General features: G+C 62.9%; 28 protein-coding genes, 1 tRNA gene, 1 pseudogene and 1 riboswitch. Of the genes and pseudogenes, 14 read left to right on the forward strand and 16 right to left on the reverse strand.

What is annotated here, in order from left to right; translation table 11 throughout:
- Positions 1–17 precede the first annotated feature (17 nt).
- The 11 genes from AC1DN9_RS02700 to AC1DN9_RS02750 all read right to left on the reverse strand — a co-directional run bounded on the left by AC1DN9_RS02700 (position 18) and on the right by AC1DN9_RS02750 (position 8,856).
- Entirely contained in the window at positions 18–203 is a 186-nt protein-coding gene (locus tag AC1DN9_RS02700; RefSeq protein ID WP_478097046.1) for a hypothetical protein, read from the reverse strand.
- 98 nt (positions 204–301) lie between these two features.
- Positions 302–378, reverse strand: a tRNA-Pro gene (locus tag AC1DN9_RS02705).
- Between the two features lie 26 nt (positions 379–404).
- Entirely contained in the window at positions 405–878 is a 474-nt protein-coding gene (locus AC1DN9_RS02710; protein WP_478097524.1) for a MerR family transcriptional regulator, read from the reverse strand.
- 65 nt (positions 879–943) lie between these two features.
- Positions 944–1,315, reverse strand: a complete 372-nt coding sequence (locus AC1DN9_RS02715; protein WP_478097048.1) for an integration host factor subunit alpha — start codon at positions 1,313–1,315, stop codon at positions 944–946.
- Positions 1,312–3,747: a phenylalanine--tRNA ligase subunit beta gene (pheT, locus tag AC1DN9_RS02720; protein WP_478097050.1), complete on the reverse strand. Its 2,436-nt coding sequence runs from the start codon at positions 3,745–3,747 to the stop codon at positions 1,312–1,314. Before pheT ends, AC1DN9_RS02715 begins: the two co-directional genes overlap by 4 nt.
- Before the next feature lie 19 nt (positions 3,748–3,766).
- The gene (gene pheS, locus AC1DN9_RS02725) at positions 3,767–4,843 is read right to left on the reverse strand and encodes a phenylalanine--tRNA ligase subunit alpha (protein WP_478097052.1); all 1,077 of its coding nucleotides are present in this window, start codon (positions 4,841–4,843) and stop codon (positions 3,767–3,769) included.
- A gap of 130 nt (positions 4,844–4,973) precedes the next feature.
- Complete coding sequence (gene rplT / locus AC1DN9_RS02730) at positions 4,974–5,333, reverse strand: 50S ribosomal protein L20 (protein WP_028253492.1); 360 nt, start codon at positions 5,331–5,333, stop codon at positions 4,974–4,976.
- A 24-nt stretch (positions 5,334–5,357) separates the two neighbouring features.
- The gene (gene rpmI, locus AC1DN9_RS02735) at positions 5,358–5,561 is read right to left on the reverse strand and encodes a 50S ribosomal protein L35 (protein ID WP_028253491.1); all 204 of its coding nucleotides are present in this window, start codon (positions 5,559–5,561) and stop codon (positions 5,358–5,360) included.
- 154 nt (positions 5,562–5,715) lie between these two features.
- On the reverse strand, positions 5,716–6,327 hold the full coding sequence (infC, locus tag AC1DN9_RS02740) for a translation initiation factor IF-3 (protein ID WP_478097526.1): 612 nt from the start codon (positions 6,325–6,327) through the stop codon (positions 5,716–5,718).
- Between the two features lie 96 nt (positions 6,328–6,423).
- On the reverse strand, positions 6,424–8,331 hold the full coding sequence (thrS, locus tag AC1DN9_RS02745) for a threonine--tRNA ligase (RefSeq protein WP_478097055.1): 1,908 nt from the start codon (positions 8,329–8,331) through the stop codon (positions 6,424–6,426).
- A 213-nt stretch (positions 8,332–8,544) separates the two neighbouring features.
- On the reverse strand, positions 8,545–8,856 hold the full coding sequence (locus AC1DN9_RS02750) for a putative quinol monooxygenase (protein WP_478097057.1): 312 nt from the start codon (positions 8,854–8,856) through the stop codon (positions 8,545–8,547).
- 116 nt (positions 8,857–8,972) lie between these two features.
- Here AC1DN9_RS02750 and AC1DN9_RS02755 point away from each other — a divergent pair, with 116 nt between their 5' ends.
- A complete protein-coding gene (locus tag AC1DN9_RS02755) occupies positions 8,973–9,935 on the forward strand; it encodes a GlxA family transcriptional regulator (protein ID WP_478097059.1) in 963 nt (320 codons plus the stop codon).
- A gap of 68 nt (positions 9,936–10,003) precedes the next feature.
- On the opposite strand, the gene aceA is transcribed toward AC1DN9_RS02755, so the two are convergent.
- Both aceA and AC1DN9_RS02765 read right to left on the reverse strand, forming a co-directional pair.
- Entirely contained in the window at positions 10,004–11,335 is a 1,332-nt protein-coding gene (gene aceA, locus AC1DN9_RS02760) for an isocitrate lyase (protein WP_478097061.1), read from the reverse strand.
- A 244-nt stretch (positions 11,336–11,579) separates the two neighbouring features.
- Positions 11,580–11,975, reverse strand: a complete 396-nt coding sequence (locus tag AC1DN9_RS02765) for a gamma-glutamylcyclotransferase family protein (RefSeq protein WP_478097062.1) — start codon at positions 11,973–11,975, stop codon at positions 11,580–11,582.
- Positions 11,976–12,006: 31 nt separating this feature from the next.
- Between AC1DN9_RS02765 and AC1DN9_RS02770 the strand changes: the two genes are divergently transcribed.
- Positions 12,007–12,933 (forward strand): DMT family transporter, encoded by a 927-nt coding sequence (locus AC1DN9_RS02770; RefSeq protein ID WP_478097064.1) that lies wholly within the window; start codon positions 12,007–12,009, stop codon positions 12,931–12,933.
- Positions 12,934–12,952: 19 nt separating this feature from the next.
- Here AC1DN9_RS02770 and AC1DN9_RS02775 read toward each other — a convergent pair whose 3' ends face one another.
- Positions 12,953–13,081, reverse strand: coding sequence for a hypothetical protein (locus tag AC1DN9_RS02775; protein ID WP_478097066.1), 129 nt, complete (start codon positions 13,079–13,081; stop codon positions 12,953–12,955).
- A gap of 35 nt (positions 13,082–13,116) precedes the next feature.
- On the opposite strand from AC1DN9_RS02775, the gene AC1DN9_RS02780 reads away from it, so the two are divergent.
- Complete coding sequence (locus tag AC1DN9_RS02780; RefSeq protein WP_478097067.1) at positions 13,117–13,536, forward strand: SWIB/MDM2 domain-containing protein; 420 nt, start codon at positions 13,117–13,119, stop codon at positions 13,534–13,536.
- 79 nt (positions 13,537–13,615) lie between these two features.
- Here the strand turns inward: AC1DN9_RS02780 and AC1DN9_RS02785 are convergent, their stop codons facing one another.
- Entirely contained in the window at positions 13,616–15,334 is a 1,719-nt protein-coding gene (locus AC1DN9_RS02785) for a thiamine pyrophosphate-binding protein (protein ID WP_478097069.1), read from the reverse strand.
- A gap of 96 nt (positions 15,335–15,430) precedes the next feature.
- On the opposite strand from AC1DN9_RS02785, the gene AC1DN9_RS02790 reads away from it, so the two are divergent.
- The 8 genes from AC1DN9_RS02790 to AC1DN9_RS02825 all read left to right on the forward strand — a co-directional run bounded on the left by AC1DN9_RS02790 (position 15,431) and on the right by AC1DN9_RS02825 (position 23,613).
- Positions 15,431–16,084 carry a TetR/AcrR family transcriptional regulator gene (locus AC1DN9_RS02790; RefSeq protein WP_478097071.1) on the forward strand — a complete coding sequence of 218 codons (654 nt, stop codon included), beginning with the start codon at positions 15,431–15,433 and terminating at the stop codon, positions 16,082–16,084.
- A 139-nt stretch (positions 16,085–16,223) separates the two neighbouring features.
- Positions 16,224–16,997, forward strand: coding sequence for an ABC transporter permease (locus AC1DN9_RS02795; RefSeq protein WP_478097073.1), 774 nt, complete (start codon positions 16,224–16,226; stop codon positions 16,995–16,997).
- Between the two features lie 34 nt (positions 16,998–17,031).
- Positions 17,032–18,033, forward strand: a complete 1,002-nt coding sequence (locus AC1DN9_RS02800) for an ABC transporter substrate-binding protein (RefSeq protein WP_478097075.1) — start codon at positions 17,032–17,034, stop codon at positions 18,031–18,033.
- Between the two features lie 65 nt (positions 18,034–18,098).
- A complete protein-coding gene (locus tag AC1DN9_RS02805) occupies positions 18,099–18,881 on the forward strand; it encodes an ABC transporter ATP-binding protein (RefSeq protein ID WP_478097077.1) in 783 nt (260 codons plus the stop codon).
- A 9-nt stretch (positions 18,882–18,890) separates the two neighbouring features.
- Positions 18,891–20,330, forward strand: coding sequence for an enolase C-terminal domain-like protein (locus tag AC1DN9_RS02810; RefSeq protein WP_478097079.1), 1,440 nt, complete (start codon positions 18,891–18,893; stop codon positions 20,328–20,330).
- 38 nt (positions 20,331–20,368) lie between these two features.
- On the forward strand, positions 20,369–21,532 hold the full coding sequence (locus tag AC1DN9_RS02815) for a Gfo/Idh/MocA family protein (RefSeq protein WP_478097081.1): 1,164 nt from the start codon (positions 20,369–20,371) through the stop codon (positions 21,530–21,532).
- 8 nt (positions 21,533–21,540) lie between these two features.
- Positions 21,541–22,728: a dihydrodipicolinate synthase family protein gene (locus tag AC1DN9_RS02820; RefSeq protein WP_478097083.1), complete on the forward strand. Its 1,188-nt coding sequence runs from the start codon at positions 21,541–21,543 to the stop codon at positions 22,726–22,728.
- Positions 22,729–22,734: 6 nt separating this feature from the next.
- Positions 22,735–23,613: a sugar phosphate isomerase/epimerase family protein gene (locus AC1DN9_RS02825; protein WP_478097085.1), complete on the forward strand. Its 879-nt coding sequence runs from the start codon at positions 22,735–22,737 to the stop codon at positions 23,611–23,613.
- Between the two features lie 18 nt (positions 23,614–23,631).
- Here the strand turns inward: AC1DN9_RS02825 and AC1DN9_RS02830 are convergent, their stop codons facing one another.
- A complete protein-coding gene (locus AC1DN9_RS02830; RefSeq protein WP_478097087.1) occupies positions 23,632–24,099 on the reverse strand; it encodes a C40 family peptidase in 468 nt (155 codons plus the stop codon).
- 115 nt (positions 24,100–24,214) lie between these two features.
- Between AC1DN9_RS02830 and AC1DN9_RS02835 the strand changes: the two genes are divergently transcribed.
- From AC1DN9_RS02835 to arsC, 3 genes and pseudogenes are all read left to right on the forward strand, one after another.
- Positions 24,215–25,345 (forward strand): DNA glycosylase AlkZ-like family protein, encoded by a 1,131-nt coding sequence (locus AC1DN9_RS02835; protein WP_478097089.1) that lies wholly within the window; start codon positions 24,215–24,217, stop codon positions 25,343–25,345.
- Between the two features lie 57 nt (positions 25,346–25,402).
- Positions 25,403–25,560: riboswitch (FMN riboswitch) on the forward strand.
- A gap of 86 nt (positions 25,561–25,646) precedes the next feature.
- The gene (locus AC1DN9_RS02840; RefSeq protein ID WP_478097091.1) at positions 25,647–26,159 is read left to right on the forward strand and encodes a 6,7-dimethyl-8-ribityllumazine synthase; all 513 of its coding nucleotides are present in this window, start codon (positions 25,647–25,649) and stop codon (positions 26,157–26,159) included.
- 34 nt (positions 26,160–26,193) lie between these two features.
- Positions 26,194–26,559: pseudogene (gene arsC / locus AC1DN9_RS02845) on the forward strand (arsenate reductase (glutaredoxin)); the annotation flags it as partial.
- Positions 26,560–26,572: the final 13 nt, after the last annotated feature.

Here is a 26,572-nt window from a genome sequence, read left to right on the forward strand (position 1 = left end):
AACCTCGCGGCCGCCCCCTAGACAACAGTGCCAATAAGGGGCATGTAGTCGTAAAAGACCAGTTGCGGGTGCTTGTTCGGACAGTCGTTGAGATCGAAGAGAGCCGAAGTGAACTTCGCCTGATCGATCAGCCCTTTGCCCGCCACGACAAGGTCCGCGAGGGCCTTCGCGCTACCGAAGGCCGCAGTCAATTCACCGAGCATGTTTTCTTCCGTCTTGCGTTTTAGGACGCCACTAGGACGCCGAGCCCTGAAATGACAAAGGGGTTAGCAGATACTTACCTGCTAACCCCTGTCAATACTGGTCGGTGTGAAAGGATTCGAACCTTCGACCCCTTGCACCCCATGCAAGTGCGCTACCAGGCTGCGCCACACACCGAAGCTTTCGATTATAGCGGCCTGAATTCAATGACTTGTGGTCAGCAGCTCGCGAATTTCGTTCAGTTCGCGCCGAAGGTGCAGCAGCTGCGACAGATCGACCGTGCGGGCCGGCAACTGCGACAGCGGGGGCGGAACATCCACGTCCCCCTGCACCGCTGCATCGAACTCTTCTTGATCGATCTCGATCGCTTCCATGCCCTCGAGCGGCACATCACCGGCCTTGCGGCGCTCGCGGTCAGACTGGACCATCTCCTGCAGCTTGTTGCGGGCGCCACTGATGGTGAAGCCCTGGTCATACAACAGGTCGCGAATACGGCGAATCATCAGCACTTCGTGGTGCTGGTAATAGCGTCGATTGCCGCGTCGCTTCATGGGACGCAGTTGCGTGAACTCCTGCTCCCAATAGCGCAGCACGTGCGGCTTGACGCCGCACAACTCCCCCACCTCACCGATCGTGAAGTAGCGTTTGACGGGAATCGGTGGGAGGGTTTTCTCCATTGAAATCAAGACGGTGCGAGCGAAACCTCAGAGGTTACTCCACCTGCACACGCAGCGCCAAGCCCTTATTCGGAGCCAAGGCTCCATTCGACTTCTTGCGCCGCGTCTTCGGCGATGCTTCCGTGGATTTGTTCCTTCAGCTTGGCGCTCGCATGAAAAGTCGCCACCCTGCGCTCACCGATTGGAATGGCCTCTCCAGTGCGCGGATTGCGCCCCGGCCGTGGCGCCTTGACGCGGATCTGGAAATTGCCGAAGCCCGAGATCTTGACGTCCGTGCCTTCGATGAGGCTGTTGGCAATCAGGTCGAAGAAGGCCTCGACCATGTCCTTGGACTCGCGCTTGTTCAAGCCGATCTGCTCGAACAACAGATCCGCCAGATGCGCCTTGGTGAGCGCCGGAGTTTCAAGGGCTTCGAGCGTGAATTCCATGGCGTTCATACCCGCAGGCGCGCGCCGAGCCGGGCGCCGAGTTGATCGACGATCGCGCGTACCGCCGCTTCGACCTGCTCGTCGGTCAACGTCGCGGCATCGCTGTTGAAGCTGAGTCGAACCGCCATGCTCTTCTCACCTTGCGCAAGTCCACCGGCGGCGACGGACCCGTCGCGCGCGATGGTCGGGCGGTAGATATCGAAGAGCGTGAGTTCACGCAAAAGACCGGGATCCGATGCGACCCGGATCGCGCTCATCAGCGCACCGTGGGTGACCGCCTCGGAGACCACGACCGCGATATCGCGTTCGACGACCTGGTGCTTGGCCACCGGCTGCGCCTCAGGCACCGGTCGCGCGGTGACGGAATCGAGATCGAGTTCAAACAGCACCGGCGCATGCGCAAAGTCCCACTTCTGACGCCAACGTGGATGCAGTTCTCCGATCACTCCGACGGAATGGCCATCCAGCAGCACGCGCGCGGCACGCCCCGGATGCAGCGCGGGATGCTCGGCGGGCTCGAACGTCGCGACGCGCGGCGCCAGCAGCGCTTCGACGTCGCCCTTGATGTCAAAGAAATCGGAACGATGCGCCTTGCCCTCCCAACGTGCATCTTCAGCATCGCCCCAGGCCAAGCCCGCCACGCGCATCGGCTGCCGGATACCCTTGACGGTGCTGTCGGTCGTGGAGACGGCATCGTCGCGCATGAAGACACGGCCCAACTCGAAAACGCGCGCCCGCGGCGCCTTGCGGTCGAGGTTGAACTTCAGAACCTGCAGCAGTGAACCGATCAGCGAAGAACGCATGACGCTCATCTGACTGGCAATCGGATTCAGAAGTTTGATCGGGTTGGCGTTGCCCGCAAGGTCTTGTTCCCAATGGGCTTCGACGAAACTGAAGTTGATCGTCTCCTGATAGCCCAATGCGGCCAGACGCTGCCGCACGGCGGAACCGCTGCGCTGTGCCTCGGGCCGTGCGCGGGCGGTGATCGGTGCCAGCGGCGGCGTTGTGGGAAGGTTGTTGTAGCCGATGAGGCGAGCGACCTCTTCGATCAAGTCTTCCTCAATCAGCAGATCGAAACGGTGCGGCGGCGGCGTGACGATCAATGTGCCGTCACCTTCCTCCATTGGCAGAGCAAGGCGGCGCAAGGCACCCGCGCATTGCGCTTGCGTGAGCGGCATGCCGATCACCCGCGCCGCGCGCGCTGTGCGCAGGGTCACAGGCTTGGCTTCCGGCAGACGCAAGATCTGGTCATCGATCGGACCGGCTTCGCCGCCGCAGATGTCGGTGACCAACTGCGTGATCCGTTCGATGATCTGCACCGTGCGGCTCGGGTCCACGCCCCGCTCGAAACGATGACCCGCGTCGGTCGAGAAATTGAACCTACGCGAACGCCCCTGAATGCTCTCAGGCCACCAGAAGGCGGCTTCGAGATAGATGTTGCGCGTATCGTCCGATACGGCCGTCGCATCACCGCCCATGATGCCGGCGAGCGACTCGACCTCGCGCTCGTCGGCGATGACGCCGACTTTCTCGTCGACTGTGACGGTATTTCCGTTGAGCAACTTCAGTTGCTCGCCCGGCTTGCCCCAGCGCACGGTCAGTCCGCCGTGAATCTTGTCCAGGTCGAAGATGTGGGTCGGCTGCCCGTACTCGAACATCACGTAGTTCGAAATGTCGACCAGCGGCGAGACGCTGCGCTGCCCGCAACGGGCCAGCCGGTCGACCATCCATGCGGGAGTGGTGACCTTGGTATCGACGCCGCGGACGACGCGACCGGAGAAACGGCCGCACAGTTCGGGCGCCTCGATCTTGACGGCGAGCTTGTCGGAGACGGTTGCTGCCGCAGGTGCGATCATCGGCGTCTTGAGCGGTGCACCCGTCAAGGCAGCCAGTTCGCGCGCAATGCCGTAGACGCTGAGGCCATGCGCAAGATTTGGCGTCAACTTGAGCGTGAGCAACGCATCGTCAAGCTTCAAGACCTCGCGCACGTCGGTGCCCACCGGGGCATCCGCCGCCAATTCAAGCAGGCCGCCGTGGTCTTCGTTGAGCTTCAATTCGCGGGCCGAGCACAGCATGCCCTGGCTCTCGACGCCGCGCAGCTGGCCGAGCTTGATGAGAAAAGGCTTTCCATCTTCGCCCGGCGGGAGCTCGGCCCCGACCAGCGCCAATGGCACCTTGATGCCGACGCGGGCGTTGGGTGCGCCGCAAACAATGTTCAGCAGGGCACCCTGCCCGGCATCGACCTGGCAAACGCGCAGCCGGTCGGCGTTCGGGTGCTGAACCGCTTCCTTGATCTCGCCGACAACGACCTTGGTGAAAGGCGGCGCGGCGGGCCGACGTTCTTCAACCTCGAAGCCGCCCATCGTGAGCGTCTCGGCCAGTTCGGCGCTACTGAGCGGCGGGTTGCAGAACTCGCGCAACCAGGACTCGGGAAATTGCATCTCGTCGTTCTCGTTCTGTTTACTGGAATTGGCGCAAGAAGCGCAGGTCGCCGTCGAAGAAATGGCGCAGGTCGTTGACGCCGTATCGCAGCATCGTCAGTCGATCGGGCCCCATCCCGAAGGCGAAACCGATGTAGCGCTCGGGGTCCAGACCCATGTTGCGAACGACGTTCGGATGCACTTGCCCCGACCCTGCGACTTCGAGCCACCGGCCGGCGAGCGGACCGCTCTGGAACTGGATATCGATCTCGGCACTGGGCTCGGTGAATGGAAAGAAGCTGGGCCGGAAACGCAGCACCAGATCGTCGCTCTCGAAGAAGGTGCGGCAGAAATCCGTGAATACGACCTTGAGATCCTTGAAGCTCACGTTCTCACCGAGCCACAGGCCCTCGCACTGGTGGAACATGGGTGAGTGCGTCGCGTCGCTGTCGACGCGATAGGTGCGTCCGGGCGCAATCACGCGAATTTCGGGTGCCTTGATCGAGCCGGTGGCGTCCGCCGCTGCAGCCTCGAACTGCGCAGCGTATTTCTTGATGTGCTGATGCGCGTAGCGGACCTGCATCGGGCTCGTGTGCGGACGCAGGTTGTAGGGGATTCCGTCCTCACCGTTGATGTCGACATAAAACGTGTCCTGCATCGAACGGGCCGGATGGTTCGGCGGGTTGTTCAGCGAAGTGAAACTGTGCCAATCGCTTTCGATTTCAGGGCCGTCAGCGACGTCGAAGCCCATGCTCGAGAAGATCGCTTCGATGCGCTCCATGGTTCGACTGACGGGATGCAGACCGCCTGAGACGCGCTTGCGACCAGGCAAGGTCACGTCAAGCGCTTCGGCGCGGAGTTGCAATGCGAGTTCCTCGTCGGCGAGTTGCTGACGACGCTCAGCCAGAGCAGCCTCGATGGCCTGTTTGGCGACGTTGATCGCAGCACCACGAGATTTCTTCTCGTCAACGCTCAACGCAGCCATTCCTTTCATCAGCTCGGTGATGCGGCCAGCTTTGCCGAGAAATTGCGCCTTGGCGTTCTCCAGTTCGGCCGGAGCCGTCGCTTCGGCAAAGGTTGCGCGTGCGGTGTCGACCAGGGAGTCCAACTCGTTCATGAGGAATTCTTGGAGGGTGAAAGAGAAACAGGCCGGGGAACGACGAAAAAAGGGCTGGTGCCCTTTCAAGCGCCAGCCCTTATGCCGTGGGCGCAGGCCGCCATCATGGACGGTGACCTGCTGTGCGGAATCAAGCTGCCAGCTTGGCCTTGACCTGCTCCACGATGCCGGCAAAAGCGGCCTTGTCGTGCACGGCGATATCGGCGAGGACCTTGCGGTCGATTTCGATACCGGCCTTGCGGATGCCGTTGGCGAACTGGCTGTAAGTGAGGCCCAGTTCACGCGAAGCGGCGTTGATACGCGCAATCCACAGTTGGCGGAACACGCGCTTCTTGGTCCGACGGTCACGGTAGGCATATTGGCCAGCCTTCATCACCGCCTGCTTGGCGATGCGGAAGACATTGCCGCGGCGACCACGGAAACCCTTGGCGAGTGCGAGAACCTTCTTGTGGCGGGCGCGAGCCGTTACACCACGTTTGACGCGAGGCATGTGTGTACTCCTTGTTCGTCTGGGTTAGATGCCGCTGCCGGGCAACATAGCGGCCATTGAAACCATGTTGGTCTCATGCACTGCCGTTGCACCACGCAGGTGACGCTTGTTCTTGGTGGTCTTCTTCGTCAGGATGTGACGCTTGAAGGCTTGACCGCGCTTGACGGTGCCACCTGGACGAACGCGGAAGCGCTTTTTCGCGCTGCTCTTGGTCTTCATTTTGGGCATGTAAATGCTCCTTTTGTTTGTGCTCGTGAGGCGCCGCGGATACTCCGCGGGCTTGTTGGCCCCGAGACACTTCTACGTCCCGCCTCGCCTGTACCCTCAAGGTGCTGGCAAAGACGAAATCCCTTCAAAAACTTCTTGCGACTCGCAGTGAAGCCTATGCTGCGGCAGGTGCCGTCGTCGGCTCTGTCGCAGGCTTTGCCGCTCCGCCCGCCTTCTTGCGGCCCGGGGCGATCATCATGATCATCTGCCGGCCTTCCAACTTCGGGAACTGCTCGACGAGGATCAGATCGCCAAGCTCATCGCGAATGCGCTGCAACAGCGCCAAGCCAAGTTCCTGGTGCGTGATTTCCCGACCGCGGAAGCGAAGCGTGATCTTGCACTTGTCACCGTCTTCCAGGAAGCGACGGATGTTGCGCATCTTGATGTTGTAGTCGCCGTCGTCGGTTCCCGGGCGGAATTTGATTTCCTTGACCTCGATGACCTTCTGCTTCGATTTCGCTTCGGCCGCCTTCTTCTGCTCGTGGTATTTGAACTTGCCGTACTCGATCAGACGGCAAACCGGCGGATTGGCCGCTGCGACGACTTCCACCAAATCCACATCCTGCTCGCCGGCAAGGCGCAACGCCTCGGCAAGACTCACGACACCCAATTGCTCGTTGTCGGGCCCGATCAGGCGGACTTCCGGGGCCATGATTTCCCGGTTCAGGCGGTGTTGGCGTTCCTCGCGGTGGCGGCGGTCGCGAAATGCAGTAGCGATGGTCAGAATCCTTTAAACAAATTGCTACAGAATGTAGCGATTGCCGTAGAGTTCACGCCCACAAGCAGCCTGATCGAAAAAATCAGCCTTTGAACTCTTTCCAATTCAAAGCTTGTGTTGGATGTCGTGAGCGATCTTTTGGGAGAACGCCTCTACCGACATGGCACCGAGATCAAGATTACCTCGGGCGCGCACTGCGACGGCTCCTGCTTCCTTCTCCTTGTCGCCTACGACCAGGATGTATGGGAGCTTTTGCAACGAATGCTTCCGTATTTTATACGTAATCTTCTCGTTGTGCAGATCAAGCGAAACTCTAAGCCCTTGATCTAGCAGCGTTTTCGCAACTTGAGACGCGTACTCCGCTTGTCCCTCGCTGATATTGAGGACTGCGACCTGTACCGGTGCGAGCCAGGCTGGCAATGCGCCCGCATGGTGTTCGATCAGCATGCCAATGAAACGCTCCAGGCTCCCGACGATCGCGCGATGAAGCATCACCGGATAGGCCCGCTCACTCGTCTCCGTCACATACTCCCCGCCGAGGCGCTCGGCCGTGTTGAAGTCGACCTGCATCGTTCCGCACTGCCATTGCCGCCCGATGGCGTCCTTGAGCGTGTACTCGATCTTCGGCCCGTAGAACGCACCTTCGCCAGGCGAAATGACGAAGTCCACGCCTGAGCGACGCAGCGCTTCCATGACTGCAAACTCTGCCTTGTCCCATAACTCGTCCGAACCGACGCGGTTGTCGGGCCGCGTCGCGACCTTGTAGAGAATGTCCGTGAAGCCGAAGTCCGCATAGACCTTCTGCAGTTGCGCCGTATACGCGACGCACTCCTCGAGGATCTGGTCCTCCGTGCAGAAGACGTGACCATCGTCCTGCGTGAACCCGCGTACACGCATGATGCCGTGCAACGCACCGCTCGGCTCGTTGCGATGGCATTGACCGAACTCGCCGTAGCGCAGCGGCAGATCGCGGTAGCTCCGCAGGTCAGACTTGAAGATGAGCACATGACCGGGGCAGTTCATCGGCTTGAGCGCGTACTCGCGCTTCTCCGATTCCGTCGTGAACATGTTTTCGCGGTAGTTCTGCCAGTGGCCCGTTTTCTCCCACAGGCTCTTGTCCAGGATTTGCGGTCCCTTGACCTCCTGGTAGCCCGTGTCGCGGTACACCCGGCGCATGTACTGCTCGACTTGCTGCCAAATGGCCCAGCCCTTCGGATGCCAGAACACCACCCCTGGCGCCGCCTCATCGATGTGGAACAGGTCGAGCTCCTTTCCGAGGCGGCGATGGTCGCGTTTCTCGGCTTCCTCGATGCGGCGGATGTAGTCGTCGAGTTGCTTCTTGTCGGCCCAAGCTGTCCCGTAGATGCGCTGCAGTTGCTCGTTCTTCGCATCGCCGCGCCAATAGGCACCGGCGAGCTTCGTCAGCTTGAAGACCTTGAGGAATCGCGTGTTGGGCACGTGCGGGCCGCGGCACATGTCGACGTACTCCTGGTGGTAGTACAAGCCCATCGCCTTCTCGTCAGGCATGTCTTCCACCAGCCGCAGCTTGTAGTCCTCACCGCGGGACTTGAACACCGAGATGACTTCATCGCGCGGCGTCATCTTCTTGATCACGTCGTAGTCCTGCGCGATCAGTTGCCGCATGCGCGCCTCGATCGCTTCCATGTCTTCCGGCGTGAAGGGGCGCTCGTAGGAGATGTCGTAATAGAAGCCCTCATCGATGACCGGGCCAATCACCATCTTCGCCGTCGGATAGAGCTGCTTCACTGCATGGCCGACGAGGTGGGCCGTCGAGTGCCGGATGATCTCCAGTCCTTCTTCGTCTTTCGGCGTGATGATCTGCAACTTTGCGTCATGGTCGATCACGTCGCTCGCATCGACCAGACGGCCGTCGACCTTGCCGGCGAGGGTCATCTTCGCAAGCCCGGGACCGATGGATTTGGCGACGTCGGCCACCGAAACCGGGCCAGGGAACTCGCGGCGCGAGTTGTCGGGGAGCGTGATCTGGATCATGAAAAAACCTCGGCGAAAAACAAAAAGCGCGGTCCTGGACCGCGCTTGGCTTGGTTGATGTGCCGGAGATTTCCGGCATGCGCGGCCTACCGGCCTCTTCCCTGAAGGAAAAGGCCGCTGATTCCTTGCGGCGTAGTTCGCGGTGTCATAACCAAAATGCCTTTCTCGCTCTTGTTGGTGCTGGACGAAGCTGGTGATTCTATCCTCGGCAACTCAGGATGCGGGGGCCGCGTTCTTGAGCCCGAGTACGTCGATCGACTCGATGGACGGAGCCTTGGCGAAGAGGTCCGGCGCCTTCGCCATGAGCGCCTTCGCGATCGGTCCGCTGAGATGCGCCTGCCGGCCGGCCTCGTCTTCGAATGCGTCGAAGATGCCGAAGGTCGTGGGGGAAAGTCGCAGAGCGAACCAGATCGGCGTCGTCTTCTCATCGCGAGCCATCGCCAGTCCGGCCTCGAGGAACTGCTGGACTTCGGCCTCCTTGCCCGGCTTGGCTTCGAGACGGGCGAACAGTGCGTACTTGATCATGATGTGGGACTCCAGTGAATACGGCTGCGCGAGATTGCGCCGACCGACGAGCACTCTAGGCCTCTCGGCGGATCTGCCCTATTGGCATTTTTGACATCTTTGATATTGTTATTGCCATGAAGATTCATGTGCTCGCCCTGGATGGCGCGTTCGACACGGGCCTTGCCACGGTGCTGGATGTCTTTACCACTGCCAACGAACTGGCCGGGATGTTGGGAATCGGCGAAGCGCGCTTCGACGTCTCGGTCGTCGGTATGCGGAAGAGCGTACATACATCCCAAGGACTGCGCGTACCGGTCAAGTCGCTCGCCGAGTGCGGTGATCCGGACTGGTTCGTCATTCCCGCCATCGGCGAGAAGATGGCAGAAGGTCTCCAGGTCGCGCTGCGCCGCCGAGACATCGCGGATGCTGCAGCCATCTTGCGCAAAAAATTCGAGCGTGGAACACGATTCGCGGCCGCGTGCATCGGCACCTTTGTCCTGGCCGAATCCGGCCTTCTCGATCACCAGCGAGCAACGACCACCTGGTGGCTGTCGTCGTTGTTCCGCCAGCGCTACCCGACGGTGCGGCTCGACGAATCGCACATGCTCGTGAGTTCCGGCGCCTTCGTGACCGCCGGAGCCGCGTTGAGCCATGTAGACATGGCGCTGTTTCTCGTGCGCCAGGCGAGTCCTGAACTTGCCGCAATGGTCGCGAAATACCTCATCGTCGACTCCCGCCCTTCACAATCGGCCTACGTCATCACGGACCACCTGAGTCATTCGGACCCGACCGTCGAACGCTTCGAGCGCTGGGCGCGCGGGCGTCTCGCTGATGGGTTTTCGCTCGACGACGCAGCCTCCGCCGCCGGAACGAGCAAGCGCACTCTGGCGCGCCGGATGCGGCAGGTGCTCGGCAAATCGCCGCTTTCCTACTTCCAGGATCTGCGCGTCGAGCGCGCCGTGCACCTGCTGAAGACGAGCGACAAGAGCCTCGAACAGATCGCGACCCTGGTGGGATACGCCGAAGGCGTGACGCTGCGCGCGCTGCTACGCCAACGTCTCGGCCGCGGCGTGCGCGACCTTCGCACGATCGAGTAACGGCACATGCAGACGAAAAAAATCCCCGCGGATCGCTCACGCGGGGACTTGCTTGGGGTCGATTCAGATCAGTGGAACTGCTCTTCTTCGGTCGAACCGGTCAGCGCCTTCACGCTGGAAGAGCCGCCCTGGATCACGGTCGTCACGTCGTCGAAGTAGCCCGCGCCGACTTCCTGCTGGTGCGAGACGAAGGTATAGCCCTGCTCGCGCGCCGCGAATTCCGGCTCCTGGACCATTTCGACGTAGTGCTTCATGCCTTCGCCGTTCGCATAGGCATGCGCGAACTTGAAGGTGTTGTACCAGTTGATGTGGATGCCAGCGAGCGTGATGAACTGGTACTTGTACCCCAGCGCCGAGAGTTCGTCCTGGAACGCGGCGATGGTCTTGTCGTCGAGGTTCTTCCTCCAGTTGAAGGAAGGCGAGCAGTTGTACGACAGCAGCTTGCCGGGGCTCGCGGCATGCACGGCCTGGGCGAACTCGCGTGCAAAACCGAGGTCAGGCGTACCGGTCTCGCACCACACGAGGTCGGCATAGGGCGCGTAGGCGACGCCACGGCTGATGGCTTGCTCGAGGCCATTCTTCACGCGATAGAAACCTTCCTGGGTGCGCTCGCCGGTGAGGAAGGGCTTGTCGTTGGCGTCGTGATCGGACGTGATCAGGTTGGCTGCTTCGGCGTCCGTACGGGCCAGCACGATGGTCGAAACGCCCATCACGTCGGCAGCGAAACGCGCCGAGATCAGCTTCTCGCAAGCTTCCTGGGTCGGAACCAGCACCTTGCCGCCCATGTGGCCGCACTTCTTCACTGCGGCGAGCTGGTCTTCGAAGTGGACGCCGGCGGCGCCCGCTGCGACCATGTTCTTCATCAGTTCGAAAGCGTTGAGCACGCCGCCGAAGCCGGCTTCCGCGTCAGCCACGATCGGCAGGAAGTAGTCGATGAACTCCTTGTCGCCGGGATTGACGCCACGCGACCATTGGATCTCGTCGGCGCGCTTGAAGGTGTTGTTGATCCGGCGCACCATGGTCGGCACCGAGTCGTACGCATAGAGCGACTGGTCCGGATACATGGTTTCCGAGGTGTTGCCATCGGCGGCGACTTGCCAGCCCGACAGATAGACGGCCTCGAGGCCGGCCTTTGCCTGCTGCATGGCCTGGCCGGCGGAGATGGCGCCGAAGGCGTTCACGTAGCCTTTCTTGGCGCCGCCGTTGATCTTCTCCCACAGCTTCTCGGCACCGCGGCGAGCCAGCGTGTGTTCGATCGGCAGCGAGCCGCGCAGGCGCACCACGTCTGCTGCGCTGTAACCGCGCTTGACGCCCTTCCAGCGGGGGTTGGTCGCCCAGTCTTTTTCGAGGGCGGCAATTTGCTGTTCGCGGCTGAGTTGTTCGGTAAGGGTCTGTGGCATGGTCACTCCGAGGGTTGATTAAGAGGGGGGCGCTTTCGCTGCCGTTGGGACCCACTGTACGTCAAGGTCTCCACTCTTATGTCTTATAGAAGACATATATTTGATCCAGCAAAATCAATGACTTACAGATTTTTTTCTCAATGCGAAATTATTTTTCTTGTATTGAGAAAAAATATTGCAGCGCAACACTTGGTCATTCCACCATGCGCAATCGATTTTTCGCGCATGAAAACATCGAAAGCGATCAACGCCCGAACCAATCCCCGCTCGCAATCACTGACCTCCCCGCAATGCGCTTGGGATGGATCTCATAGACGAGGCAAGGCAGTTGGCGTCCACCTGCCTCGACGAGGACTTCGCGCCTGACGTACTCGCCCGTGTCGTCCGACCGCACCTCCTCGAGCACATCCAATTGAGCTTCGAGGGCGGCCGTGATCCGATAAATCTCCCCCTTCACCCTCCCATCCCCGCCCAGCACTGCACCGGGATAGGCACCGAGGTCATACAGCGTGCCCGCGATTCGCGCATCCGCCACTCGCTCGGGCGCCGGCGTGAAGCGTGCGATGTCATTGCGGCCTCCGGCCCGGAGCGTGCCGTAGACGAACACGTAGCGAGAACTCGTGGCGGAATGCGGCATCATCGAATCAATCCTCTCTACGCCCTCCAGTCTATTGAACACCGCACTCCCGGCACCTCGCCGTCTTGTTGCCTACGGCTGCCTGGCCTTGAGCATGTCGCTCGTAGGCAGCTACGTCGCCCTCTCGAAACCGCTGGTCACTGCATTTCCTGTGCTGCTGCTCGCATGGATGCGCTTCGGCATCGCGGCGCTTGCCATGCCTCACTGGCTCCGGCGGCCTTCGGACGAGCCGCCCATGACGCGGCATACGCGCGGACTGGTCTTCCTCGAGTCGTTCCTGGGCAACTTCATGTTCTCGATCTGCATGCTCTTCGGTGTCAGCCTGACGAGCGCGGTGTCGGCCGGCGTCATCATGGCTTCGATTCCGGCCGTGGTCGCGATCGGCAGTTGGATGTTTCTGCGCGAACGCATCACCGTGCGGATCGGACTGGCGATCGCATGCGCGGCCTTCGGCATCGGACTGCTTGCGCTCGCGCCAGCGCAGGCCACGGCGCATGCGACCAACGCGTCGCCTGCCAGCATGCGGTGGCTTGGCAATTTGCTCGTCTTCTCTGCGGTGGTGTGCGAGGCCTCCTATGCAGTGATCGGCAAATCGCTGACGGGTCGCCTCGGGCCCAAGCGGATTTCGTCGCTGATCAACCTCTGGGGATTTGCACTCTCGACGCCGTTCGGGATCTGGTTCGCGCTGCACTTCGACTTCGGCGCAGTCTCCTTTGGCATCTGGGGCCTGCTGATCGTCTATGCACTCGCGGCGAGCATCTGGACCGTTTGGCTCTGGATGACGGGCCTCAAAGGCGTCCCCGCGTCGCAGGCAGGCGTCTTCACCGTGATGCTTCCGGTGAGCGCGGCGGTCGTCGGCGTGGTCGTACTCGGAGAGGATCTGTCGATGCCGCAAGTCGTCGCATTCGCGCTTGCACTGCTCGGCGTGGTGCTCGCGACTTGGCCATCGCGTCGCGCCTGAAAGCATCTGTTGGCACCTCCTAGGGGAAACCACTGCGCTTCTCCCTCTGAAAAAACAACAACTCCCAATGAAAAAACCCCTTTTTCCCTTGGAAACGCGTTTCTTCTCCTTTAGCATCCGCAATGCCGATGGAGACACCGCTTTTCATTGGTGAAAGTGTCCAACCAAAAAAGGAAATCAACCATGGCAACTGCAAAGAAGGCTCCGGCCAAGAAAGCGCCGGCAAAGAAGGCTGCTCCTGCAAAGAAGGCAGCCGCACCGGCAAAGAAGGCTGCTCCTGCGAAGAAGGCAGCACCCGCCAAGAAGGCGGCTCCGGCCAAGAAGGCTGCTGCAAAGAAGGCTCCCGCGAAGAAGCGCACTCCCAACGCTGCGTTCATGAAGGCACTGACCCCCAGCCCGGCGCTCGCCGCCGTGGTCGGCTCGACGCCTCTGCCGCGCACCGCTGTCGTGAGCAAGCTGTGGGACTACATCAAGAAGAACAACCTTCAAGACAAGGCCAACAAGCGCAACATCAACGCCGACGCAAAGCTGAAGGAAATCTTCGGCAAGTCGCAAGTTTCGATGTTCGAACTGGCTGCGTTGATCGGCAAGCACGTCAAGTAAAGAAGCTTCTCGGGCGCCTCGCGCGCTTGAATAAAAAAGCCGGCATCCGCCGGCTTTTTTTTCGTGTACGCGGAGGGACTCACCCCCTGGCCTGCGCGGCCTTTCTGATCGCACTCAACGTGCCACGCGTGGTGATCACCTCAGGATCCAGCGGGATCTCGATCAGCGTGCCCGTATCGGCCGCCAACGCGCGCATCAACGCACCCTCGAACTGCGCAGTTTCCGTCACGCGTTCCGCCGCGTAGCCGTAGGCTTTGGCCAGCGCGCAGAAGTCCGGGTTGCGCAATTCGGTGCCGCTCACCTTGGCGGGATATTCGCGCTCCTGGTGCATGCGGATCGTGCCGAACATGCCGTTGTTGAGCAGAACGATGATGCTCTTGGCACCGTGCTGCGAAGCCGTGGCGAGCTCCTGCCCGGTCATGAGGAAATCGCCGTCGCCGGCGATCGTGAAAGCAACGCGGCCCGTCGCGAGGTTCGCAGCAATGCCGGCGGGCACGCCGTAGCCCATCGCCCCGCTGGTGGGCGCCAGCTGCGTCTTGGCGCCCTTTGCGAGCCCGTGATAGCGGAAGTAGCGATGCACCCAGCTCGCGAAGTTGCCCGCGCCGTTGGTGATCGCGGTGTCCGGCGGCAAGTGCTTCTGGAGCAGCCTGACGACGGTCACCATGTCGACGGCACCGCGCGGCGAGTCGGCCGGCAGGCCCGCGAGCGGCTGCGGCTCCAGGTTCGCGATGTAGTCGGCATGCGCTGCAACGGTCCAGGCCTCCCAAGGCAGTTCGGTCGGAGCGTTCAACACTTCCAGGCTGCGTGCGGCCGAACTCATGCCGGCGTTGATCGCCAGGTCGGCCTGATAGACGCGATTGAGCTCTTCCGCGCTGGCGTGAATGTGCACCAGGGTTTGCTTCGGCTTCGGCGCTTCGAGCAGCGTGTAGCCGCTGGTCGTCATCTCGCCGAGTCGCGGACCTATCGCGAGGATGAGATCGCTTTGCCGGACCCGATCGGCGAGCTTGTGGTTGATCGCGATGCCCACGTCGCCCGCATACAGCGGATGGTGGTTGTCAAAAGTGTCCTGGAAGCGGAACGCGTTGGCGACGGGCAGTCTCCAGTTCTCCGCGAAGCGCTGCAGCGCCTGGGCGGCCTGCGTTGTCCAGCCGCCGCCTCCGGCGATCACAAGCGGGCGCTGGGACTTCAACAGCAACTCGCGCAGAGTCCGCAAGGCTCCAGGGTCGCTCCAGGGCTCCACCGCCTCCACGCGCCGCAGGGGTCGCGCGGCAGTGGTTTTGCGCAACATGTCCTCAGGCAACACGACCACGACCGGGCCGGGACGCCCGTTCATCGCTGTCGCGAAGGCCCGTGCCACGTATTCGGGAATGCGTTCGGCATCGTCGATCCGCTCCACGCGCTTGGCGAAACCCTTGGTGCTGGGCCCGAAGAAGCTACCGTAGTCGACCTCCTGGAACGCCTCACGATCGCGGAAATCGCTGCCAACGTCGCCGACGAAGAGCACCATCGGTGTCGAGTCCTGGAACGCGTTGTGCACGCCGATCGATGCGTTGGTCGCTCCCGGCCCGCGCGTGACGAAACACACGCCCGGCCTTCCGGTGAGCTTGCCGTGCGCCTCCGCCATGAAGGCCGCGCCGCCTTCCTGACGATTCACGATGAATCGAATGCGCTCGCCGTAAGCATGAAAGCCGTCAAGCACGGCCAGGAAGCTTTCTCCAGGAACGCCAAAGGCCAGTTCGACCCCCTGCTCGACGAGGCACTCGACAATCAGGTGGCCCGCGGGTTGTGATGAGCTCATTTGCGACACGCCTCTTTTGCTGCAACAAGGTTGCGCGAATTATCCGCGCGCAACGCGCCGGCTTGCCTTAATTCCCCAATTGGTTAAATTCGTCGCATGCGCCCGAAAGCCAGACACCACGCGCCCCATGAGCCACGTTCACGCGACGCCGACCGATCGCAGCAGGCCATCCTTGCATCGGCTCGCGACGAATTCGCCCAACACGGCCTCACCGGTGCGCGCATGGACAGCATTGCCGAGCGCGCAGGCCTGAACAAGCGGCTGATCTACTACTACTTCGGCAGCAAGGACGACCTCTTCCTGGCCGTGCTCGAAGGCACCTACGCCGACATCCGTCAGGCCGAACAGCGCTTGCACCTCGACGAGATCGAACCGGTCGAGGCGATCCGTCGGTTGATCTCGTTCACCTGGCACTACTACCTGGAGCATCCGGAGTTCATTACGCTGCTCAACAGCGAAAACCTCCATCGCGCCGAGCATCTCAAGCGCTCCGACCGCATCCAGGAGATGAACTCGCCGCTCGTCCAACTGCTCGACAACGTGCTGGAACGCGGCAAGCGCGACAACCTGTTCCGGGCGGGGGTCGATCCGGTGCAGCTCTACATCTCTATCGCCTCGCTCTGCTACTTCTACCTGTCGAACAACGACACGCTGTCGGCCGTCTTCGGCCGCAATCTGCGCGCCCCCAAAGCGATGGCGCAACGCCTTTCGCACATGACCGATCTGGTGCTCGGCTACGTTCTGCGCTGATACGGGTATCTCCTAGGCACGCGCTCGTTGCGCCGTCGCAAGTGGCTTCCTAGAATTGTTAATTCACTTATCGGTGAATTGAAAGCGCGGCTCGGCCGCCAGTGCCACAGGCTCCACGGCTCAACACACATCCTTGTCGATGCTTCGCAACCTTCTCCTCTCACCTGCGCTTCGGCCCTTTCTGCTCATCCTGATGCTGCTGGTGCTATGGGACCTCGCGATCCGCCTCTTCAAGGTCCCGGCCTACCTGATCCCTCCGCCGATTCAGGTCGTGCAGCAATTGATCGCCGAGTGGCCGCGCCTCATTGCCGAAAGCTGGAAGACCACGCTCGCCACGCTCGGCGGCTTTGCCTTGACGATCGTGATCGGCATCCCGATCGCGATGGTGATCGCCTACTCGCGGCTGGTGGAGTCCTACGTCTACCCGTTGCTGGTGTTCTCGCAGAGCATTCCGAAGGTCGCGATCGCGCCGCTGTTCGTCGTGTGGTTCGGCTTCGGCATCTTCCCGAAGGTCATCTCGGCCTTTCTGCTGGGCTTCTTCCCGGTGGTGGTATCGACCGTGATGGGTTTCAAGTCGGTCGAACCCGACATGCTGGACCTGGCCCGCTCCATGGGTGCGTCCCGCCTGCAGACTTTCTTCAAGATCAGCCTGCCGCAGGCGATGCCCGCGATCTTCAGCGGCCTCAAGGTGTCGGTCACGCTCGCCGTCGTCGGCGCGGTGGTCGGCGAATTCGTCGGCTCCAACTCGGGCATCGGCTATGTGCTGCAGGTTGCCAACGGCAACTTCGACCTGCCGTTGATGTTCGCCGCGCTGGTCGTGTTGTCGAGCATCGGCGTGATTCTTTTCGTGGCCGTCGATCTGGTCGAGCGGCTGATGATTCCGTGGCATGCCTCGCAGCGCCACGCCCAGTGAGTTCCATTGCAACCACTCTTCCCAGGAGACAACCATGAAGAAGATGCTCACCTCCCTCGTCGCCGGCGCCACCGCGGCGCTGGTCCTCGCCTTGACCCCTGCGCATGCGCAGAACAAGCCGCAGGACAAGGTCACGCTGATGCTCAACTGGTATCTCTACAGCGAGCACGCGCCGTTCTTCCTCGGCAAGGAGCGCGGCTACTACGCGGAAGAAGGCATCGACCTGGACATCCAGGAAGGCCGCGGTTCGGCCGTCACCGCGCAGGCCGTGGCCGCCAAGTCCGCGACCTTCGGCTACATCGACGTCACGACGATGATCAAGGCCGCCGCCAAAGGCGCGCCGCTGAAGTCGACCGGCGTGCTGTTCCAAGTCAGCCCGATGTCGGTCATGGGCTTCTCCGAGAAGAACATCAAGACGCCGAAGGACATCATCGGCAAGACCGTCGCCACCACGCCGGGCGACTCGATGTCGCAGATGTGGCCCCTCTTCCTGAAGGTCAACAACATCCAGCCGGACCAGGTCAAGATCGTGTCGGGTGATGCGCAGACCAAGCTCAACGCCGTGACCACCGGCCAGGCCGACTTGCTGCTCGGTTACGTGATGGACCAGGCCATCAAGCTCCAGGATGCCACCGGCAAGCCCGTCACGCCGATCCGGTTCGCCGATTCGGGTGTCAACCAGATCAGTTCCGGGATCATCGTCAACAAGAACCTGCTGACCGAGAACCCCGACCTCGTGAAGCGCTTCATGCGTGCCTCCACGCGCGCTGCCGAAGACGCCGAGAAAGATCCCGCCGCAGCCGTCGACGCCATGCTCAAGGCCAACCCGAAGGCCGGCGTGCGCGACACGCTCATCATCGGCATGAAGCAGAGCGTCGCGCTTTATCACACCAAGGACACGGCGAACCAGCGCCCCTACCGGGTCGCAATGAAGAACGTCAACGACTCGCTCGACCTGCTCGTGCAGTACGGCGGCATGGATGCAGCCACGCGCGGCAAGCCCGAAGACTATGTGACGCTCGACTTCCTGCCGTAGCCAGTTCACCCCAAAAAGCAGGTTCACTCCCAGGCTGCGCACTTACTCTGCCTTTTCCAAGATTCATGACTCCTGATGTTCTGATCGAAGCGCGCGGCGTCTCGAAGATCTACCAAAGCAAGGACGGCCCGGTCGAATCGCTGAAGCCTCTGGACTTCTCGATTCGCGAAGGGGAGTTCGTCTCCGTGGTCGGGCCGTCCGGCTGCGGCAAGAGCACGCTGCTGAAGATGGTGGCAGGGCTGCTGCCGATCAGCGGTGGGACGCTCTCGCTCGCAGGCCGCCCGATCAAGGGGCCGCAGAAGGACGTGGGCATCGTCTTCCAGAGCGCGGTGCTTCTGGCGTGGCGCAGCGTCGAAGACAACATCCTCCTGCAGGCGGAGATCCGGCATCTGCCGAAGGCCGCGGCACGCGAGCGCGCGCGTGAACTAATGAAGATGGCCGGGCTCACCGGATTCGAGAACAAGTACCCCTGGCAGCTCTCCGGCGGCATGCAGCAGCGCGCATCGATCTGCCGCGCACTGCTGCACGATCCCTCCGTGCTGCTGATGGACGAGCCCTTTGGTGCGCTCGACGCGATGACGCGCGAGAAGATGAATCTCGAACTCCAGCGCATCTGGTCCGCCTCGAAGAAGACGGTGCTGCTGATCACGCACAGCATCCCCGAAGCGATCTTTCTCTCTGACCGCGTGATCGTGATGACCGAGCGTCCTGGCTCGATTGCCGCGATCTACGACATCGACCTGCCGCGCCCACGCCCGTTGGACGTGATGGGCACCGAGCGCTTTGCCGCCTACGCCCGCACCTTGCGCGCGCATTTCTTCGCGCAAGGCCACCTGGACGCGCACTGAGCCTTCGCCGTGCCTGCCGCGACCCTCTCCTCCTCGCCGCCCGTGCGCGTGCTGGCCGTTGAATTTGGGGTTCGGCCGATGACGCTTCGGCTGCCGTTCAAGTTTGGCGCGGTGACACTCACGCGTTGTCCGCAGGTGTTTGTGCGCGCCACAGTCGACTGCGGCGCGCACGGCACGACCGAGGGCTCTGCGGCAGAGCTGATGGTGCCGCGCTGGTTCGACAAACGGCCGGACCAGACCCAGGCGGACAACGTCCTTCACCTTCGGCAGGCACTGGAAGCCACCGCCGATGCCTACACGGCAGCCGAGGCAGCTCCTGCATTCGCGCTTTTCGCTCGGCACTATGAATCCTTGATGGCACGCGGCGCGGCGTTGGGTCATACGGCACTCTCGACCGCCTTCGGCCAAGCCGTGATGGACCGTGCAGTCCTCGACGCGCTATGTCGCGCGACGCAGGTGTCGGTCTACACCGCGATGCAGCGCAACATGGTCGGCATCGCCGACACGCCGCTGATGGATGACCTCCGCGGCTGGGACTGGAACGGCTGGCTCGCGAATCGCGCGCCTGCAGACCATCTGCAGGCACGCCATACCATCGGCATGCTCGATGTCCTCGAAGGCAATGCGGAGGACGCGGCGGGTCTGCCCGTCAGCCTGCCGGCCGTGGTGCGGCGCTATGGCCATCGCTACTTCAAGATCAAGCTGGGCGGCAATCCCGACGCAGATCTCCAGCGGCTCGACGCCGTGCTTGCGGCACTCGACACCATCGCGCCTAGCCATCGTTTCACCCTTGATGGCAACGAGCAATACGCCGATGCGCACGCACTGCGCGCACTCTGCGATGGCCTGCGTCTGTTGCCGCGGCTTGCCGCCAGACCCGAAGCGCTGCTCTATCTGGAACAACCCCTGCCGCGCGACGGCAGCATGGACCCGGCGCTGCGCGAATTGCGGACACCTGCGCCGCTCCTGCTCGACGAAGCGGATGGGACGCTCGACGCATTCCCCACCGGCCGTGCGCACGGATGGCGCGGTGTGTCGAGCAAGGCCTGCAAAGGCTTCTACAAGGCAGTCATCAATCGCGCACGTTGCGACCGATGGAATTCCATCAATGCTGTCGGACGCTATTTCATGTCCGCCGAGGACCTGACCTGCCAAGCCGGACTGGCGGTGCAGCAGGACCTGGTGCTCGCTTCGCTGCTCGGCCTGCAGCACTGTGAACGAAACGGCCACCACTACGTCGACGGCTTTGGAAGTGCGCCAGCAGTTGAGCAGGCCGCTTTCGCCGCCGCGCACGGCGACCTCTACGAAACCACCGCCGGCAGGCCTCGACTGGCCATCCGCGATGGCCGGATCGCGATCGGTTCACTGGCGCAGCCCGGCTTCGCCCACATGGCTGCACCCGATTTCGCCAGCCTGCAACCCCTCTCGCAAGCGTCCACATTCGTCTAGACGCCCGCGCTCGCCACTCACTTACAGCGGAGAACACCATGACAACACAACGACTCGGAATCATCATGCACGGCGTCACGGGGCGCATGGGCACGAACCAGCACCTGATCCGCTCCATCGTCGCCATCCGGGCACAAGGCGGCGTGACGCTGTCCAACGGCGACAAGGTCATGCCCGACCCGATCCTCATCGGACGCAACGCCGAGAAGATCGAAGCACTGGCCAAGGCCTACGGCATCGCGCGCTGGGGCACCGACCTTGACCGCGCGCTGGAGAACAAGGACGACACCATCTTCTTCGACGCAGGCACCACGCAGATGCGCCCCGCCCTGTTGGCCAAGGCCATCCGTGCCGGCAAGCACGTCTATTGCGAAAAGCCGATCGCGACCAACCTGAACGAAGCCGTCGAAATCGCCCGCCTTGCCGAAGGTTCCGGCCTCAAGCACGGCGCGGTGCAAGACAAGCTCTTCCTGCCCGGCTTGCGCAAGCTCGACATGCTGCGCCGCGCAGGCTTCTTCGGCCGCATGCTCTCGGTGCGGCTCGAATTCGGCTACTGGGTGTTCGAAGGCGACTTGCAACCCATCCAGCGCCCGTCGTGGAACTACCGCAAGGAAGATGGCGGCGGGATGATCCTGGACATGATGTGCCACTGGCGTTATGTGCTGGACAACCTGTTCGGCGAAGTCAAGTCCGTGTCCTGCCTCGGCACCACCCACATCCCGAAGCGCTGGGACGAAGAGGGCAAGCCCTACGAGGCCACCGCCGACGATGCGGCCTACGCGACCTGCCAGCTCAAGGGCCACAACAGCGAACCGGTGATCGCCCAGATCAACATGAGCTGGGTCACGCGCGTGCGGCGCGACGATCTTGTCACCTTCCATGTGGATGGCACCGACGGCTCGGCTGTCGCGGGCCTGTCGTCGTGCCGCGCACAATCGCGCGTTGCGACGCCGCGCCCCGTCTGGAACCCGGACGAGAAGCAGGCCATGAACTTCTTCGACCAATGGCAGGAGATTCCGGATTCGCAGGTCTACGACAACGGCTTCAAGATCCAGTGGGAACACTTCATCCGCCATGTCGTGGAAAACGCGCCCTACAAGTGGACGCTGCCGGAAGGCGCCAAGGGTGTGCAGCTTGTCGAGGCCGCGCTCGAAAGCTGGAAAGACCGCCGCTGGGTCGACGTGCCTGAGCTCAAGATCTGAGTCTTGCCATGGCCCTCGCACTCACCCTCCCCACGGCGAGCGGCTCGCTCGCGCCCTACGCGCTGCGCGGAAGCACGCCCGTCAAGCCGTCGGCGGGCGTCACGTTCGATCGCATCGCCTATTCGGCTGCGCACGTCGTGGCCGATCCCAAGGCATCCATCGACCCGTGGCTGCAATGCGCAGTCGACTGGGATGCCACCATCGACTACCGCCGCCGCCTTTGGGCGCTGGGTCTCGGCGTGGCCGAAGCGATGGACACCGCACAGCGGGGCATGGGTCTGGATTGGCCGACATCGCTCGAACTGATCCGTCGCTCGCTCGAAGCCGCGAAGCACGTGCCGGGCGCGCTGATCGCTTCCGGCTGCGGCACCGATCACCTGGACATCGACAAGGTCAAGACCACTGACGACGTCATCCGCGGCTACGAGGAGCAGATGGCCGCCATCGAGGCACTCGGCGGCAAGCTGATCGTGATGGCGAGCCGTGCGCTCGCCCGCGCCGCAAAAGGGCCGTCAGACTACGAGCGCGTCTACGACCGCATCCTCAGCCAGGCCAGGCAACCCGTCGTGCTGCATTGGCTCGGCGACATGTTCGACCCGGCGCTCACCGGCTACTGGGGCACGGCGGACATCGACCGCGCGATGGACACGGCGCTCGGCATCATTGCGGCGCATCCGGACAAGGTCGATGGCATCAAGATCTCCCTGCTCGACAAGGACAAGGAAATCGCGATGCGCCGCCGCCTGCCGCCGGGCGTTCGCATGTACACCGGCGACGACTTCAACTACGCCGAGCTGATCGCGGGCGACGGACACGGTAGCGAACCGACACACGGCAAGAGCGATGCGCTGCTCGGCATCTTCGACGCGATCGCGCCGGCCGCCAGCGCCGCGCTCGGCGAACTCGCGCTCGGCAACGTCGAGAAGTTCCATTCGATCCTCGGACCGACCGTGCCGCTGTCGCGTCACATCTTTGCGGCGCCGACGCGCTTCTACAAGACCGGCGTGGTCTTCATGGCATGGCTCAATGGCCATCAGAGCCATTTCACGATGGTCGGCGGACAGCAGAGCACGCGCTCCCTGCCGCATCTCGCTGAACTCTTCCGGCTGGCCGACGCGGCGAATCTGCTGGAGCAGCCGGAACTGGCGGTTCGGCGCATGAAGACACTGCTGGCCCTGCACGGTGTCGAAGGCTGAACAGCGATGCGCGATTTTTCGAAGAACCACGACTGGCTGTCGATCAACACGGCGACCATCCGCAAGCAGCACGGCGCCGAAATTCCGCTGGACCGGATCATCGACCAGTGCGCCGCTCGCGGCATCCGCGCCATCAGCCCCTGGCGCGATCAGGTCGCGGCCGTCGGGCTCGACAAGATCGCGAAGCGGCTCAAGGCGAACGGCATCGGGCTTTCGGGCTACTGCCGCGGCGGCTTCTTTCCGGCGCCCGACGCGGCGGGACGCCAAGCCGCACTCGACGACAACCGGCGCGCCATCGACGAGGCGAAGACGCTCGGCGCCCCCTGCCTCGTACTGGTCGTCGGCGGCCTCCCGGGTGCGCTCGAGGGCAAGGCACTCTACAAGGACATCGGTCGAGCGCGCAGCGAAGTGCGCGACGGCATCGCCGCCTCGCTCGAATACGCGCGCCAGGTCGGCATGCCGCTCGCCATAGAGCCCCTGCACCCAATGCAGGCCGCCGACCGCGCCTGCATCAACACGCTGGAGCACGCGCTCGATCTCTGCGATGAGCTCGACGCGGCGCGCTCAGGAATGCTCGGCGTGGCGGTGGACATCTATCACGTGTGGTGGGACCCCAAGCTCCAACAGCAAATCGCGCGCGCAGGCAAGCAACGCCTGCTGGCCTACCACGTATGCGACTGGCTCACGCCGACGCGTGATCTGCTGTCGGATCGCGGGATGATGGGCGACGGCGTGGTCGAACTGCGGAAGGTTCGGGGTTGGGTCGAGGCTGCCGGCTTTGAGGGATTCAGCGAAGTCGAGATCTTCTCGACGCTCGACTGGTGGCAACGCTCCGGCGATGAAACGCTGGATACCTGCATCCAGCGGCATCGCAGCGCAGTCTGAGCGGATCGCGCCGTTGCCTCAGAGTCGGCGCGCCTGCACCGGCTGGCGCGACCAGTAGACGCCGTCCAGACGATCGAGCCTCACTTCCCCTCCCGTCGAAGGCGCATGCACGAAACGGCCCTCTCCGACGTAGATGCCCGCGTGCGACGGCGTGGATGCGCCGAAGAGAACCAGATCGCCCGAGCGCAAGTCAGGCATGGCCACTGGGCGGCCGAAGCTGGCCATCCGCGCCACCGTCCGCGGCGTCGCCTGCCCCACGCTCTTTCGATAGACATAGCCGATGAGCCCGCTGCAATCGAAACCGCCCTCTGGCGTATTTCCGCCATAGCGATACGGCGTACCGACCAAGCCCAGCGCATGTACGGCGACGTCGTTCGATTGATCGGCGGTCAACAAGGCGGGGCCGCCGCCCGGCAACCTCCCCGGCGGGCTCGCGCAACCCAGCACCAAGAGGATGGCCCCCATCGACAAGAGCCGAAACAGCATGCGGGAACGCGCCATGGCATTAGGGGTATGAGACATCGGCCGCGAGCATGCCATAGGCATCGCCTGCCGTGGAGTCGCCATACGACTTTCTGCCGCTTGTGCTGCAATTCGGCACATGCCAGAACCGAGTCTCGACGCATTGCGACGCTATGCCGTGGCGCGCACCCTCTTCAAGCCGACCACGCTGCCAGGCGCGATCCGGCGCCTGGGCTTCGTACAGGCCGACCCGATCCGGGCACCGGCACGCGCGCAAGACCTGACGCTGCGGCACCGCGTCGCGGACTATCGCGCCGGCGATCTGGAGCAGCGCTATGCGCGGCTGCCGATCGAGGAGGATTGCCTCGTCAACTACGGTTTCCTGCCGCGGGAACACCTGGTGCTGATGCACCCGCGCGAAGCTCGTCGTGAATGGGACGCGGAGACGCGCCGCAGGGCCGCAGATGTGCTCGCCTTCGTTCGCGAGAACGGACCCGTGCATCCGCGACTGGTGGAGCAGCGCTTTGCCCACGGGCGCGTGACGAACTACTGGGGCGGCTCGAGCAATGCAACCACGCACCTGCTCGACGACATGCACTACCGCGGCATGCTGCGCGTGAAGCGGCGCGAGGGCGGCACGCGAATCTACGAGGCGGTGACGCACCCGCCCACCGATGACAGCCCCGACGGCCGCACCCAACGCGCGGCTGCACTGGTCGATTTGGTCGTGCGCAAGTACGCGCCCCTGCCGGGGGCGAGCCTGACTTATCTCGTGCGTCTGCTGGGATACGGCGCACCACATCTCTCGATACAGACGCAGGCGGCCTTGCGCCTGGCGCGCGACCGGCTTGCGAGTTGCTGCATCGACGGCATCACCTGGTACTGGCCTGCCGACGAGAACCCGAACTCGCGACGCCACGTGCCCGACGAAACGCTCCGCCTGCTTGCGCCTTTCGATCCCGTGGTGTGGGACCGCTTGCGCTTCGAATTGCTATGGAACTGGCCGTACAAGTTCGAGGCCTACACGCCGGCGCCGAAAAGGAAGTTCGGTTACTACGCGCTACCGCTGCTGCAACGCGATCGAGTGATCGGATGGGCCAACGTCTCGGTCCGCGAAGGACAAATCGAGCCGACATTCGGCTATGCCGGCAGGAAGCCGACCGAGCCCGCATTTCGAGCGGCACTCGACGACGAGTTGGAGCGCCTCACACTGTTCCTGGCCCGACGGCCCGATCCCGTCCCCGCCTCAAAGGTCTTGCCGCTTGCGTGACAGCGCGACCGCCGCGTCTTGCCTAGAATCCGTGCTGCTCCGGCCCAAAGCCGGAGCAAGCGTTCTCAGGGCGGGGTGGAATTCCCCACCGGCGGTGATGGCGGCAAAAGCCGCACAAGCCCGCGAGCGCCCGCGGCGCGCCATGCGCAGCGGGGTCAGCAGACCCGGTGAGATCCCGGGGCCGACGGTCACAGTCCGGATGAAAGAGAGCGCGACCCCGTTGCCGGGCCGCTGCATTCGTGCGCGTGCCTCGGTTTCGGGTTCGTGCGCCCTGATTCAGGAAACCCTTCAAAGGCAAACCATGAGTCAGATCAACGACCTTCCCCTCTCCGCCGTCCAGGCCTCGGACGAACCGCGCGGCCAGCGCATCGCATTCGTGCAGGCGCAATGGCATTCGGACATCGTCCACCAGGCGCGCGACGCTTTCCTCGCCGAAATGAAGCGTCAAGGCGTGCCGCTCGACACCATTGACGTGTTCGATGTGCCCGGCGCATTCGAGATCCCCTTGCACGCCAAACGACTCGCGACCTCCGGCCGCTATGCCGCGATCGTCGGCTGTGCGCTCGTCGTCGACGGCGGCATCTACCGGCACGAGTTCGTCGCCAGCACGGTGGTGAACTCGCTGATGACGGTGCAACTGGAAACCAACGTGCCGATCCTGTCGGCCGTGCTCACGCCGCATCACTTCCACGAGCATGTGGAACACCGCAAGTACTTCCATCGCCATTTCGCGGTCAAGGGCACGGAGGCGGCCGAAGCGTGCGTCAAGACCATCGAAGGCCTGCGCCGCGTGCACGCGCTGATCGCCGCCTGAACTCGCCAGGGCGCCAACGGAGGACAATGGATCGATGCAATCCAATCCGTCCTCCGTCACCATTTTTCATAACCCCGCCTGCGGGACTTCGCGCAATACGCTTGCGCTGATTCGCGAACACGGTATCGAGCCCGAGGTGATCGAGTACCTCAAGACGCCGCCGACCAAGGCCAAGCTGCGCGCGCTCGTGAAAGCCATGGGGATTCCGGTCCGCGATGTCCTGCGGCAGAAGGGAACGCCCTACGAAGATCTCGGGCTGGGCGACCCGAAATGGACTGACGACCAACTGCTCGACTTCATCGTCGAACATCCGATCCTGATGAACCGGCCCATCGTCGCCACGCCGCTCGGCACGCGGCTGTGCCGTCCCGCGGACCTGGTGCTCGACATCCTGCCGAAGAAGTAGTACGCGG

The organism is Variovorax sp. 05L425 (assembly GCF_056397705.1).